A 12,862-nucleotide genomic window follows, 5' to 3' on the forward strand; every position below is an offset into this window, starting at 1 on the left:
CCACCGTGGTGCTTAGCAGCAACAGTAGCGATAGCAGCAGTTAGTGTGGTTTTACCGTGGTCAACGTGACCGATGGTGCCTACGTTTACGTGTGGTTTGTTACGTTCGAACTTGGCTTTGGCCATAAGTATATCCTCATGTTGTTTAAAAAATAAAATAATGATTGCCCATTATTCTATCGAGCCATCTAGCAAATTATTTGCTATATCTCTTCTATTATAACACACAACCAAGTGTTTGCAACCATCAAACAGGTTTTACATGGCTTTTCTTCGCATGGCGTAGCTCACAAAAATCACCATCGCCCAATCTGTATATCAGTCAGCAACAGCAAAGATGCCCCATAAAACCCCCACATCATCATTTCTCACAAGCAATCAGCACACCTACTAAATAAAACATCATCACCAATAAACAGTCAAGCCAAATATCAATTTAACATCCTTTGTGCATTCAGAAGTTAGTCAATATTTGCTGTTTTTGGTTGTCATCATTGCGTGCTTTGATAGCCATTTTGTTGCACATATACACCCATTTGGTGCAAAACTACAGGAGAACTGTTCTAAAGTCATAGAATAAGATGGGCATACAGCCAACATACACTTAGTATAATCGCCATCAAAAGACAAACCCAACACCAATAAGCGGTATTGCTTTATTGTAGGCTTTCATCTGCATGAATGACGGTTCTTGTCTCACCAATAATTACCATCATTTGCCAAAATTTGCCTCTGGCATAAAGTTGGCAATATGGATCTTTTAAATACAAAAAAATCCATATTCTAGCTAAGAATACAGAAAATAAAAATCTAAATGACAAGTAAATCTAACGGACAAACTTATTAAAAAGCTAATAAAAATGGAGCTCTTATCGAGAATTGAACTCGAGACCTCTCCCTTACCAAGGGAGTGCTCTACCGCTGAGCTATAAGAGCAAAATGGAGCGGGTGGCGGGAATCGAACCCGCACCATCAGCTTGGAAGGCTGAGGTTCTACCACTAAACTACACCCGCAGGGCAGTAAATATAAGGTAGGATAAATATGGTGGTGGGGGAAGGATTCGAACCTTCGAAGCTTTCGCGACAGAGTTACAGTCTGTTGGGTTTGACCGCTCCCCAACCCCACCAATTTGGTACAGATATATCTTTTAATGGCCATTTAAAAGATTAAGCCCAACAACAGGGCTATATCTGAAAGATTTCTTAGGAGTGGTGCCGGCTGCCGGAATCGAACTGGCGACCTACTGATTACAAGTCAGTTGCTCTACCAACTGAGCTAAGCCGGCGGTGTTTCCTAAGTGGTGCGTATAATAACATAAATTTCATATTGTGCAAGTTATTTTTTTATTAATTTTAAAATAATTTTATAAACTATTGTTTTTTATTGATTTATTTTATCAAAGATTCTTAATATCCAAATCATGTTTCAATGTCAGGTATTTCACTGCCACCACCATATCTGTATTTTTTATGGGTAATCATCCCATTTTAATGATGATAAGGTTGTCATCAATTAATTTTTAATTTAAAGAACAAATCTTATTATTACGAACACAACCTGTCCATCATATGATTTATTCTATACAAAGAATCAGTTTAAGCCCTACCCTAGGGTCAACATTGAGAGCTTGGCAATATTGAACAAATTCAACCATATCCAGACGACGATCGCCATTCTCTACCCGTTGGACGAAGGAGTGAGGACGACCCAATCGTTGAGCAAGTGTACGCATGGATAGGTTTTGAGCTTTGCGTTCATGATACAACCATGTTCGCAGACTCATCATTTGAGCGGTGTGAATACTTTTAGTCATAGCCGACTTATTTACATCATATTGCATGATTTACTCAAAATGAGTACAATTTTTTCATGCAATTATTGGCGTTTTGCTATATATTAACAAGGCAACAAACGATTATAAAACACATGAGCAATAAACACGAACGATTGGCAGACAGATTTGCCGATATTTTTATCCGTCTAAACAGCAACGAGAAGCTAAGCACTAAAGCGATAGCGAAAAAATACGATGTTTGTGATAAGACCATTCGCCGTGATTTGAATCGCATGGAATGTTACCTACCTCTTGTGCGTGAGCGAGGAGTCGTTTATCTGGATAATACACGACGGTTTAATTTAACTCACAAAGAATTGAGCGAGCTTTTAAAACTCATCGGTGTTCACAACCTGCTACCAAATATGGATATTGGGTTTTTAAGAGAACTGATTCGGCAGAATTCAGACAGCCCATATCACATTCATCATCATTCCTATGAAAACAGTCAAACGCTCAATGAAATGATGAAACAGCTAGATCATGCCATTATCCATCGCCAAATCATCCACTGTCATTATGACAACAAAGAACGCAGTATCCATCCCTATAAACTGATTTTTAAAGAAGGGTATTGGTACTTAGTAGGCATGGAAAATGAAAAATTAAAAAACTATCGATTGGGCAAAATTCACAGTTTAAGTATCAGCACAGACCACTTTGTCAAACATGGCAACATTGAAGCAATTATTAGAAGCGATGCTAGTATTTGGCTTGGGCAACAAGAAATAACCGTTCTGATCAATGTTAGTCAAAAGGTCATATCCTATTTTCAGCAAAGGCAAATTTTACCCAAACAATCCATCATCTCTGAACAAGCCGGTGGCAACTGGCTCGTACAAAGCACCGTTTGGCATTATGACGAATTATCGCCCATTATACGATGTTGGATACCGCATTTGACCATTATCGAGCCAAAAGAATGGCAAGATAGGCTTGAGAGTGAATTAAGGTCATATTTAAATTAAATTTATTTTAAACCCGCTGATTATCAGCATTTTTTAAGGAGACGAACCATGCCATTACCACTTATTCTAGGCGGTCTTGCTGCGGCAAGTACTATTTATGGTGCTAAAAAAGCCTAAGACGGCTATCAAGACAAAAACACCGCCGATGAGATTCTTGAGCGTGCCAAAGATCAATATGAGTCTAAGAAAGCCCAACTAGAAAAAGCCGATAAGCGTGCTAAAAAAAGATTGGACGATCTAGGTGAGCTTTACTTGAAAATTGGGCAGGACATACATCAGTTTCAAGAAATTGCAGATGAGCTATTGGGTAAAATCAACAGCAATAAGAAGCAACCCTTGACTATTGATCTTCCAGAGTTAGAATTACAAAAAATTGAAGCCATCTCTATGAACACCATTGCTTATGCAGGCAAACTTGTTGGCGGTGTAGCAGGTGGTAGTGCAGCAGCTTACGCTGTTTATGGTGGCACCATGGCATTGGCAGCAGCTTCTACAGGCACACCGATAGCCGCTCTATCAGGTGTAGCAGCTTACAATGCAACCATGGCAGCCATTGGTGGTGGTTCATTGGCAGCAGGTGGCTTAGGTATAACTGGAGGCCCTATGATTCTAAGTGGCGTGGTTGCAGCACCTGTGATTGCCATAACAGGTTGGGCTTTTGCCTCCCATGCCGAAGACGCTTTAGAAAAAGCAAGGTCAATCAGACAGGAAGTAAGAGACTACACCGAACAAGTAAATAAATCATGTGCTTATTTAAAAAATTTAACTAGCTATGTCGAAGTTATCACCAAAAATGTTGATGACATTTATGGAGAGTTTATATATTACTTAGATGATTTAAAAGCCGTAGCAGAACTCGTGAAAACCGACAGGCTTGACATCATTGAACAAGACAAGGCTATTCATCGAGAAATTGAAAATGGTTATACCCTTGCTAGCATACTAGCAGATGTCATGACCATACCCATATTTAAAATCAAAACAAGCGATGGCGAGATCATCTATAATGAAAACGGCTCGCCTGTATTACAACAAGAAGATGGGTTCAATGTCCTAAATGATGAGCAAATGCAAGAGGTTATGGATGAAGCAGTCATAGCCAGTAAGCAATACGCATCATAAAAAATACTCAATCTCTATCATCCATCAGTCATTTTGGATACATTTAAAATGACTGATGGCACCTTAATTTGGCAGGTAGCAATGATAACAACAGAAAAGTTTGATTGGACAGGCGAGCTGAACAGGACTGTTACTCATAGCCTTGTAACCACTTTTGGCTTGGATTTTTTACTATTTGAAGATAAAAAAGGCGGTGATGTAGATACCATTCACAATGCCCGTCAAGGCATATGGGCAACTGATGAAGCTCGGTCTACCTATGAAAATCGGGGAGATTATGATGCTCATGCTTATCATTCACATAAAAATTATATCAACAAAGGCAGAGAAGATAAGCAAAAACATCAATCAGGTGAATTGCATGATGCCTATCGCAATACAACAATGAAACAAGGTGAGAAGCGTCATCTTGACCATATTATATCTGCCAAAGAAGTTCATGATGACGCAGGCAGAGTTTTGGCAGGTCTAGATGGTCCAGATCTTGCCAATCAAAATAGCAATTTTCAGTCCACATATGACAAAATTAATATTACCAAAAGCCAACATTCTATTGAAAAATATTTGAATGAAACTTTCCCTAAAACCATCAAGAATTGCGAGCAAAAAAATCCAAGATAACAAAAAAAATTGGCTAGCCTACCACCGGATGCTCATGGTCAGGAGGTCTTAGATTTAAAACAAGAAATACGCAAGAATGAAGAACATCTCAAAGCCCTAAAAAGTGTTGATAAAAACGCAATAATGGAGGCTGATAAACAAGCACGCCGTGTATATAATAAAGATATTAATAAGGCTTATTATACCAGTAGCAAATTTCTTAAAAATGCAGGGCAAACCGCCATTAGCCAAGGATTTCGCATGGGGGCAAGGCAGGCTATAGGACTAATACTGGCAGAAATTTGGTTTGAATTACGAAAAGCTATACCAGATATTTTAAAGAAATGCTAAACAGATTTCAGCCTTGAGATGCTTTGGGGTAAATTAAAGAGTGCCTTGAAGAGTATTTTCAACAGAGTCAAATTAAGATTTCAAGATGTATTGAATGCCTTTAAAGATAATTTTATTGCTGGCATCCTAAATAGCATCACCAAAACTGTTTTAAATATTTTTTCAACCAGTACAAAACTGGCGGGAAAGCTCATTCGTGAATCTTTTAGCAACTTAGTACAGATCGTCAAACTTTTGGTGTTGAACCCTCAACGGTTAACATTTGGCGATTTGGAGAGAGAGATTACCCAACTTATCCTTGCAAGCATTGCTACCATACTAGGCGTTATGCTTCATCAGAAATTGGCAACAATCTTAACCTTCCCTTTTGGCACAGAGGTTGCCGCTTTTATTAGTGCGTTATTCACAGGTCTTTTAATGATGGGTATTCGTTACTTGATTTATCACAGCCCCATCATGCAGAAAGTGTGGCAATATTTAAATGGTTTCAAAAATAAATACGATGCCTTTTTGGATCATATGAAAGAAATCAATGCCAAACTAAACATCTATGTTGCCAATCTTGCTAAAATAGAGTTCAATCTCAACCCTCAGGAACTATAAAGATCTATCCAATGCTCTTAGCTACGCTAGCAATGAAACTGAAAAAGGGCAAATCTTGCAAGCCGAAGTAGATAGGCGTGGCATAGACCTATCCTATAAAATGGGAGATAGTGCCAGTACCATGTCATGGCTACACAACAAAGCTAAAAAATTACATGGATAATCTTACGCCTTTTCCATGCACTTCCTGTGGCAAATGCTGTCGCCATGTCAATTTAAGTGAGCATACCGCTTATTTGGATCGTGGCGATGGTGCTTGTCGGCATTTTGATGATGGCACCAATTTATGTTTAATTTACGACGATCGCCCGCTTATTTGTCAGGTAGAAAATTATTATAAAGAACATTTAGACAAACACATCGCTTGGGACGACTTTGTTCAGCCAAATTTACAAATCTGTGAAAAATTATAATTAAACCGCAAGCCCACCACACGCCATCTCAACCGCTTTGACGATGGCCAAGGCTTTTTTGTTGGTTTCGTCCCACTCAGCCGCAGGGTTGGATTCAGCGACCACCCCTGCCCCTGCTTGAATATGGACTTGACCGTCTTTTAGTACAGCAGTACGAATGGCAATGGCAGTATCCATGTTGCCAGACCAACCCAAATAACCGACCGAACCACCAAATACACTACGGCGAACAGGCTCAACCTCATCTATGATTTGCATGGCACGAATCTTGGGAGCCCCTGAGAGCGTACCGGCAGGAAAGGTAGCACAGAACACATCTAACGCATCTTTATCCGCCGATACCACGCCCTCAACATTGCTGGCGATGTGCATGACTTGCGAATAGCGTTCGATGAACATTTTATCTGTAACTTTTACCGTACCGATGTCGCACACTCGCCCAATGTCATTACGCCCCAAGTCAATGAGCATCAAGTGTTCAGCAATCTCTTTTTGGTCAGCTAAAAGCTCTGCTTCCAACGCCAAATCTTCCGCCAAATCCACGCCACGCCGACGAGTACCCGCAAGCGGTCTTACTGTTACTTTGCGTTCATCACCCACTGTCTCAATGCGAGACAAAATCTCAGGCGATGCACCCACAATGGCAAATGACTCATCACCAGAAGTCTGAGCCTCAATTAAAAATAAATAAGGCGATGGATTTAGATAACGCAAAGCTCGATACACCGCCAATGGGTCGCCATCAAACTCACCTGACAAACGCTGAGCGGGTACAACCTGCATGACATCGCCTGCCTTGATGTATTCTTTGATGCGATCCACATCGGTACAGAATTTATTTTGCCCAGTTTGTGAAATAAAGTGTGGCAACGGTTGTTTTTTTACCGACAAATCAGGTTTATGCGAAAGCAAGTTTTCAATGACATCTAGGTGTCTTAGTGCTTTTTTGTAGCCATCTTTGGCTTTGGCGTCGGCGTAAACAACGATGGATAAAGTATGCTCTAGATTATCAAAAACCACCACCGATGATGATAAAGTCAACCACATATCAGGCAACTGCAAGGGATTTGGGGCGTGAGACGCTCCTACAGACGGCTCAATCACTCGTATCATATCATAACCAAAATAGCCCACAAGCCCTCCGCTGAATGCAGGTAATTCGGGCAGTTCGTTTTGGCTTGGTGTTTGGTAATTTGCCATAAATTGACGAATAAAATCAAAAGGATTTTCATCGTAGGTACTAACAGTATCAGCACGAGTGTCTTTTAATACCACCTTATCATCAAGGTATTCAATGATAATATCTGAGCCCAATCCAATCATCGAATATCTTGCCCAGCGTTCACCACCCACCACCGACTCAAACAAATACGCTGATGTAAAAAATTTACGCAAATTAGCGAAGACTGACACAGGGGTTGCATCATCCATCAGGCGTTTTTTGACAAGGGGAATGTGCGTATAGCCCTGCTCTGCTAAGCAATCAAACTCGTGTTGGCTAATCATGATAAGTCCTTGAATGAATTTTTGTTGTTAATCGTGCATCATGGCGGTGTTTGATGGCTATTTTATCATAAATCTACTAAGGTTGCGATTTGAAAATAAAAAAGCCCTATTGGCAAATAAGGCTTTTTATGGCTATTTCATCAAATCTTTCTCAATGGTCTTGCATTCCACCAACCATCAATCTAGCCCATCAATGAGCCTCGTCCCAATTTTGCCCCACACCAATCTCCACCACAAGTGGTACGGCAAAATCCACCACCCAACCCAACTTTTGGGCGGTGTCGGTTAGCACATTTTGCATGGCAGTTTTAATCAGCTCTCCAATCTCATCTACCTTATCACTATCCACCTCAAAGACAAGCTCATCGTGGACTTGGAGTAGCAGTTTGGCATGGTCTTTGGGTAGAGTCTGATTGACCGCAATCATCGCAAGTTTGATGATTTCGGCAGCGCTGCCTTGCAAGGGGGCGTTAATACTGGCTCTCTGTGCCCCTTGTCTTATCATTGCATTAGATGAGTTGATATCAGGGGTGTAGAGTTTACGACCCAAGATTGTGGTAACATAGCCCATCTCTTTGGCATGATTTTTTGTGTTGTCCATGTAGTCATTAATCGCAGGATATCTGGCAAAGTAGCGTTGGATATAATCTTTAGCCACATCATTGGTTACGCCAAGCTGTTTGGCAAGCCCAAACACACCCATGCCATACAGTAGCCCAAAATTCACCGCCTTAGCCGAACGCCTCTCAATGGATGTAACCTTATCTAGATTTTTACCCATAATCTCAGCAGCGGTGGCAGTGTGAATGTCTAAATTATTATTAAAAGCACTAATCAGACTCTCATCGCCACTAAAATGAGCCATAAGCCTAAGCTCAATTTGTGAATAATCCGCCGCCAGTATCACACGCCCCTTTGGTGCAACAAAGGCCTTACGAATCTGCCGACCTGTCTCCGTACGAATGGGGATATTTTGTAAATTAGGATCTGATGATGACAACCGCCCTGTACTCGTCAAAGCCTGATGATAACTGGTATGCACTCGCCCACTCTCATCGCAAGCCTTGATGAGTGCATCTGTATAGGTGCTTTTGAGTTTGGACAAGCTTCTATGTTCTAGCACAATCTCTACAAGTGGATGATCTATCTTGGCAAGGGTCGCCTCTGAAGTAGAATATTGCCCTGTTTTGGTTTTTTTACCACCTGATATGCCCAATTTACCAAACAAAATTTCTCCAAGCTGTTTTGGACTGGCAAGGTTAAAAGCCTCCCCTGCCAACTCATGGGCTTTTTGCTCCAAGCCATAAATTTGATTATCAAATGTCAATGACAACTGATTTAAAAATTCAGGCTTAATTAAAATGCCGTCATATTCCATTTGGGCAAGTATTTGGGCGGTGGGAATTTCTAATTTTTCAAGCAAATCTTTGGCATTTTTATCTTGCTGTAGATATTCATCAAACACACTAAATAAACGATAAGTAATGTCCGCATCTTCACAAGCATAGTCGCTTGCTTTGTCCAGTGCTACCTTATCAAAACTAATCTGTTTTGCCCCCTTGCCTGCCACCTCCTCAAAAGTGGTGGTATTTACACCCAGATAATGACTTGCCAAATCATCCATGTTGTGCCGAGTGGCGACACTGTTAATCACATAGCTGGCCAACATGGTATCCATCTGCCAGTTAATAATCTCAATGCCGTATTTTTTTAAGATGTGGCTGTCGTACTTGATGTGCTGACCGATTTTACCAATCTTAGGGTCTTGTAAAATAGGCTTTAGCTCATTTAGCACAAATGTTATGTCTAATTGACTGTTTATTAAAATATCAAAATCACCCGTATGCCCCACAGGGATATAATAACCTTCATAATTGGCGGTGGCAATGCTAATGCCAACCAACTTCGCCTTTTGCCAGTTAATGTCGGTGGTTTCGGTATCAATGGCAAAATAAGGACTGGATTTTAATTGACCAATCAAGACATTAAAATCATCAAGAGTAGTAATGGTGCGATACCCACCATCTTTGATGGGCAAAGGCTTAACGCCCAGTCCATCTGACAAATCACGGATTAATGCGTCATCATTTGATTGATGATTGCCAAAATCATTATCAGTGCTGACCAGTACATCTTTCTTGACAGATTCATCAGCCAATCTTAATAACGCCGCTTGCTCTGCCATTTCTTTTTTAAATTCTAGCTCATTGAATAATTGGTACAGTGCTTTGGCTCGTTCTAAGCTGGCACTTTGGCTATCGTCCAACTTTAATTCATCAAACGACATAGGCAACTTTAAATTAGTAACAATCGTAGCAAGCGTACGATTTAGGGGAATGTCGTCTTGATGTTCGGCAATGTTCTTGCCAACCACGCCTTTAATGTTTGCCAAATTCGCCAAAATACCATCAATATCACCATAATCGGTAAGTAGCTTACTGGCGGTTTTTGCCCCAACTTTAGGAATGCCTGCAATACCATCTGAGGCATCGCCCATGAGTGTTAGATAGTCGGCGATTTGGGTGTTGTGTACACCGAACTTATCAAGCACGCCTGCCACATCGGTGATTTTATCCTTAAAACTATCCTCCAAAATCACGCAATCGTTCACAAGCTGTGCCATGTCCTTATCACCTGTGGAGATAATCACAGGATAGCCGTTCTGACAAGCGGTGTGGGCAAGCGTACCGATGATGTCATCTGCCTCAAAACCATCAATTTTGATGAGCGGTATGCCCAATTTTTCAATCATCTGATGAACATAAGGAATCTGCACTCGCAAGTCGTCATCCATCGGCGGACGGTGAGCTTTATAGGCTTGCGACAACTCATGACGAAAGGTAGGTGCTTTGGTGTCAAAGGCGACCGCCATGTGAGTAGGATGATATCTTTTGATGAGTTTGCCTAAAGCATTTAGGACGCCACGAATGGCATTGGTGGGCAAGCCGTTTTTGTTGGCAAGCGGTGGCAAACCATGAAAGCAACGAAACAGGTAATACGAGCCATCCACCAACACCACAGGGGGACGGTTTTTGTCAATGTTTGTGGTGTCAAAGGTGGCAAGATTTGGAATGGTGGTGTAGGTCATGGGTATTAAACATAGGAAAAATTTATTCTATTATACCCAAAATTTCTACCGTGATGGTAACTTTTGATAAGCCAACAGTAAACACAATGACTTTTTTAAGTACCAAAAACCGCCATACCCCACAGCACCGCCACCAGTATGAGTGCCAAAGACTGAGCTGACGAACCAACATCTTTGGCGATTTTGGCAAGGGGGTGGATTTCCATGGAAGTATGGTCAACGGCAGCTTCCACAGCGGTGTTAATAAACTCCACAATGAGCGACAAAAACGAACCAACGATTAACACCATCTTAACCGCCAAAGTAAAATCAAGCAACAGTGCCAAGCCTGCTAGGGGCAAATGTAACAACAAGAGCTGAAAAATAGCAGGTTCTTTTAAAGCAACTTTAAAACCATCTTTAGAATAAGATAAGGTTTTCATGATGCGTTTTATACCTTTGGTTTTGTTGAGTTCGGACATGAACTTTTCCTATGAGATAATGGCTGATAGCACCGATCAATTCTATCACAAAGCCAACATCTGAAGTATAAGATGATTTTTTCGTGTTCATCTGGAGCGGTTTTTTAGCTTTGATAAAAAAGGCAAAGGGAGCCACCCATCACTTAGCATCACCCAAAATCATTGGGTGATGCTAAGTGATTAGCCACAGTTATGATATTTAGCCAGAACCATCTTATTTCATCTAAAACCTGCATCACAAATGCAGGTTTTTCTTAGCTGTGCTATAATTGCCCAAATCAATCGCATTATTTTTTGGTAATTTTTATGAAAAAAACACTAGAACAGATCCAACAACGACGCACTTTTGCTATTATTAGTCACCCTGACGCAGGTAAGACCACAATGACCGAAAAACTGCTATTGTGGGGACAGGTCATTCAAAGTGCAGGCGAGGTCAAATCTCGCAAAACCGACAAACACGCTACCTCAGACTGGATGAGCATGGAACAAGAGCGTGGTATCTCTATCACCACATCGGTCATGCAGTTTCCTTATGCTGATTGCATGGTAAATTTGCTAGATACACCCGGACACGCTGATTTTAGTGAAGACACCTATCGCACGCTGACGGCTGTAGACTCTGCCTTGATGGTCATTGATGGGGCAAAAGGCGTGGAAGAACGCACCATCAAGCTAATGGAAGTCTGTCGCATGCGAGACACGCCGATCATCAGCTTTGTTAATAAGCTGGACCGTGAAATCCAAAATCCACTTGCCTTGCTTGATGAGATTGAAAGCGTACTAAAAATCAAATGCGTGCCATTTTGCTATCCTATTGGCATGGGGCAGGATTTTGTCGGTGTGTACAGCTTTTTGGACGGCAAAACTTATCTTTATAAAAAAGGCTTTGGCACACAAATCACCGCCATTGAAAGTTTGGACGGTTATAACCACGACAGTATCAAAAACCGTCTGGGTGAGCTTTTGTGGAACGAGTTTGTTGAGGGAGTAGAGCTTGCTGAAATGGCATTCGGTGATTGGGACGAAGCGGAGTTTTTGGCAGGACGACAAACGCCAGTGCTATTTGGTACAGCACTGGGTAACTTTGGCGTCAATATGGTGCTAGATACCCTAACCAAATATGCTCCAGCCCCAAAAGACCATACCGCTGTAGAGAGAATTGTTCGTGCCGATGAGCCAAGTTTTACAGGCTTTGTCTTTAAAATTCAAGCCAACATGGACCCCAAACACCGAGACCGTATCGCCTTTATGCGAATTTGCTCTGGCAAATACGAAAGAGGCATGAAAATGAATCATGTACGCATTGGCAAAGAGGTGCGTGTCTCGGACGCATTGATGTTCCTAGCAGGCGACCGTGAAAGCCTAGAAGAAGCATATGCAGGCGATATTATTGGTCTGCACAATCACGGCACAATCCAGATTGGCGATAGTTTCACCAGTGGCGAGACCTTAAATTTTGCAGGCATTCCACACTTCGCTCCTGAACTATTCCGCCGTGTGGTGCTAAAAGACCCCCTAAAATCCAAGCAATTACAAAAAGGCTTGCAACAGCTCTCCGAAGAAGGAGCAACACAAGTATTTATGCCCCAAATCAACAACGACCTTATTTTGGGTGCGGTAGGCGTGCTACAATTTGAAGTAGTAGCTCATCGCTTGGCTGAAGAATACAAAGTACAATGTGCGTTTGAGCCGATTTCTATCGCAACGGTGCGTTGGGTACATTGTGATGATAAAGTGGCGTTTGAGAAATTCAAGAAAAAGGCTCACGACCAGCTGTCGGTGGACGGTGGTGGTTATTTGACTTACCTTGCTCCCAGTCGTGTCAATTTACAGCTCATGCAAGAGCGGTATCCTGAAGTGGAATTTAGGGCGACTAGAGAGCATTGATTTGATGTTTGGTACAAACAAATGTG

General features: G+C 41.5%; 12 protein-coding genes and 4 tRNA genes. 7 read left to right on the forward strand and 9 right to left on the reverse strand.

Annotated elements, in window-relative coordinates:
- From ACERC6_RS08565 to ACERC6_RS08590, 6 genes are all read right to left on the reverse strand, one after another.
- Positions 1 to 125 (reverse strand): GTP-binding protein (locus tag ACERC6_RS08565; RefSeq protein ID WP_254596949.1); only part of this gene is annotated, 125 nt, incomplete at its 3' end.
- A 735-nt stretch (positions 126 to 860) separates the two neighbouring features.
- Positions 861 to 935: transfer RNA gene (locus ACERC6_RS08570), tRNA-Thr, on the reverse strand.
- A gap of 4 nt (positions 936 to 939) precedes the next feature.
- Positions 940 to 1,013 (reverse strand) — tRNA-Gly (locus tag ACERC6_RS08575).
- Between the two features lie 29 nt (positions 1,014 to 1,042).
- Positions 1,043 to 1,126, reverse strand: a tRNA-Tyr gene (locus tag ACERC6_RS08580).
- 83 nt (positions 1,127 to 1,209) lie between these two features.
- Positions 1,210 to 1,285, reverse strand: a tRNA-Thr gene (locus ACERC6_RS08585).
- Between the two features lie 288 nt (positions 1,286 to 1,573).
- The gene (locus ACERC6_RS08590) at positions 1,574 to 1,813 is read right to left on the reverse strand and encodes a helix-turn-helix domain-containing protein (protein WP_373628772.1); all 240 of its coding nucleotides are present in this window, start codon (positions 1,811 to 1,813) and stop codon (positions 1,574 to 1,576) included.
- Positions 1,814 to 1,926: 113 nt separating this feature from the next.
- Here ACERC6_RS08590 and ACERC6_RS08595 point away from each other — a divergent pair, with 113 nt between their 5' ends.
- The 6 genes from ACERC6_RS08595 to ACERC6_RS08620 all read left to right on the forward strand — a co-directional run bounded on the left by ACERC6_RS08595 (position 1,927) and on the right by ACERC6_RS08620 (position 5,891).
- Positions 1,927 to 2,802 carry a helix-turn-helix transcriptional regulator gene (locus ACERC6_RS08595; protein WP_373628713.1) on the forward strand — a complete coding sequence of 292 codons (876 nt, stop codon included), beginning with the start codon at positions 1,927 to 1,929 and terminating at the stop codon, positions 2,800 to 2,802.
- Positions 2,803 to 3,054: 252 nt separating this feature from the next.
- Positions 3,055 to 3,924 (forward strand): chemotaxis protein, encoded by an 870-nt coding sequence (locus ACERC6_RS08600; RefSeq protein WP_373628714.1) that lies wholly within the window; start codon positions 3,055 to 3,057, stop codon positions 3,922 to 3,924.
- A 48-nt stretch (positions 3,925 to 3,972) separates the two neighbouring features.
- On the forward strand, positions 3,973 to 4,545 hold the full coding sequence (locus ACERC6_RS08605; protein ID WP_373628715.1) for a hypothetical protein: 573 nt from the start codon (positions 3,973 to 3,975) through the stop codon (positions 4,543 to 4,545).
- A 9-nt stretch (positions 4,546 to 4,554) separates the two neighbouring features.
- Complete coding sequence (locus ACERC6_RS08610; protein ID WP_373628716.1) at positions 4,555 to 4,875, forward strand: hypothetical protein; 321 nt, start codon at positions 4,555 to 4,557, stop codon at positions 4,873 to 4,875.
- Positions 4,876 to 4,893: 18 nt separating this feature from the next.
- Positions 4,894 to 5,478 (forward strand): hypothetical protein, encoded by a 585-nt coding sequence (locus tag ACERC6_RS08615; protein ID WP_373628717.1) that lies wholly within the window; start codon positions 4,894 to 4,896, stop codon positions 5,476 to 5,478.
- A 155-nt stretch (positions 5,479 to 5,633) separates the two neighbouring features.
- Positions 5,634 to 5,891 carry a YkgJ family cysteine cluster protein gene (locus ACERC6_RS08620; RefSeq protein WP_373628718.1) on the forward strand — a complete coding sequence of 86 codons (258 nt, stop codon included), beginning with the start codon at positions 5,634 to 5,636 and terminating at the stop codon, positions 5,889 to 5,891.
- Here the strand turns inward: ACERC6_RS08620 and ACERC6_RS08625 are convergent, their stop codons facing one another.
- From ACERC6_RS08625 to ACERC6_RS08635, 3 genes are all read right to left on the reverse strand, one after another.
- A complete protein-coding gene (locus tag ACERC6_RS08625) occupies positions 5,892 to 7,397 on the reverse strand; it encodes an anthranilate synthase component I family protein (protein WP_373628719.1) in 1,506 nt (501 codons plus the stop codon). It lies immediately after the preceding gene.
- A gap of 190 nt (positions 7,398 to 7,587) precedes the next feature.
- Positions 7,588 to 10,485, reverse strand: a complete 2,898-nt coding sequence (polA, locus tag ACERC6_RS08630; protein ID WP_373628720.1) for a DNA polymerase I — start codon at positions 10,483 to 10,485, stop codon at positions 7,588 to 7,590.
- Between the two features lie 95 nt (positions 10,486 to 10,580).
- On the reverse strand, positions 10,581 to 10,946 hold the full coding sequence (locus ACERC6_RS08635; RefSeq protein WP_373628721.1) for a diacylglycerol kinase: 366 nt from the start codon (positions 10,944 to 10,946) through the stop codon (positions 10,581 to 10,583).
- 306 nt (positions 10,947 to 11,252) lie between these two features.
- On the opposite strand from ACERC6_RS08635, the gene ACERC6_RS08640 reads away from it, so the two are divergent.
- Positions 11,253 to 12,836 carry a peptide chain release factor 3 gene (locus tag ACERC6_RS08640; RefSeq protein ID WP_373628722.1) on the forward strand — a complete coding sequence of 528 codons (1,584 nt, stop codon included), beginning with the start codon at positions 11,253 to 11,255 and terminating at the stop codon, positions 12,834 to 12,836.
- Positions 12,837 to 12,862 lie beyond the last annotated feature (26 nt).

It is taken from the genome of Moraxella sp. E33BD (assembly GCF_041807865.1).
In the GTDB taxonomy this organism is placed as follows: Bacteria; Pseudomonadota; Gammaproteobacteria; order Pseudomonadales; family Moraxellaceae; genus Moraxella; species Moraxella haemolytica.

What these genes read in the sequence shown, in the direction of transcription:
- ACERC6_RS08590 (WP_373628772.1), bottom strand. Translation starts at nt 1,813, where the DNA reads ATGACTAAAAGTATTCACACCGCTCAAATGATGAGTCTGCGAACATGG.
- ACERC6_RS08595 (WP_373628713.1), top strand. Translation starts at nt 1,927, where the DNA reads ATGAGCAATAAACACGAACGATTGGCAGACAGATTTGCCGATATTTTT.
- ACERC6_RS08605 (WP_373628715.1), top strand. Translation starts at nt 3,973, where the DNA reads ATGACTGATGGCACCTTAATTTGGCAGGTAGCAATGATAACAACAGAA.
- ACERC6_RS08615 (WP_373628717.1), top strand. Translation starts at nt 4,894, where the DNA reads ATGCTTTGGGGTAAATTAAAGAGTGCCTTGAAGAGTATTTTCAACAGA.
- ACERC6_RS08620 (WP_373628718.1), top strand. Translation starts at nt 5,634, where the DNA reads ATGGATAATCTTACGCCTTTTCCATGCACTTCCTGTGGCAAATGCTGT.
- ACERC6_RS08625 (WP_373628719.1), bottom strand. Translation starts at nt 7,397, where the DNA reads ATGATTAGCCAACACGAGTTTGATTGCTTAGCAGAGCAGGGCTATACG.
- polA (WP_373628720.1), bottom strand. Translation starts at nt 10,485, where the DNA reads ATGACCTACACCACCATTCCAAATCTTGCCACCTTTGACACCACAAAC.
- ACERC6_RS08635 (WP_373628721.1), bottom strand. Translation starts at nt 10,946, where the DNA reads ATGTCCGAACTCAACAAAACCAAAGGTATAAAACGCATCATGAAAACC.
- ACERC6_RS08640 (WP_373628722.1), top strand. Translation starts at nt 11,253, where the DNA reads ATGAAAAAAACACTAGAACAGATCCAACAACGACGCACTTTTGCTATT.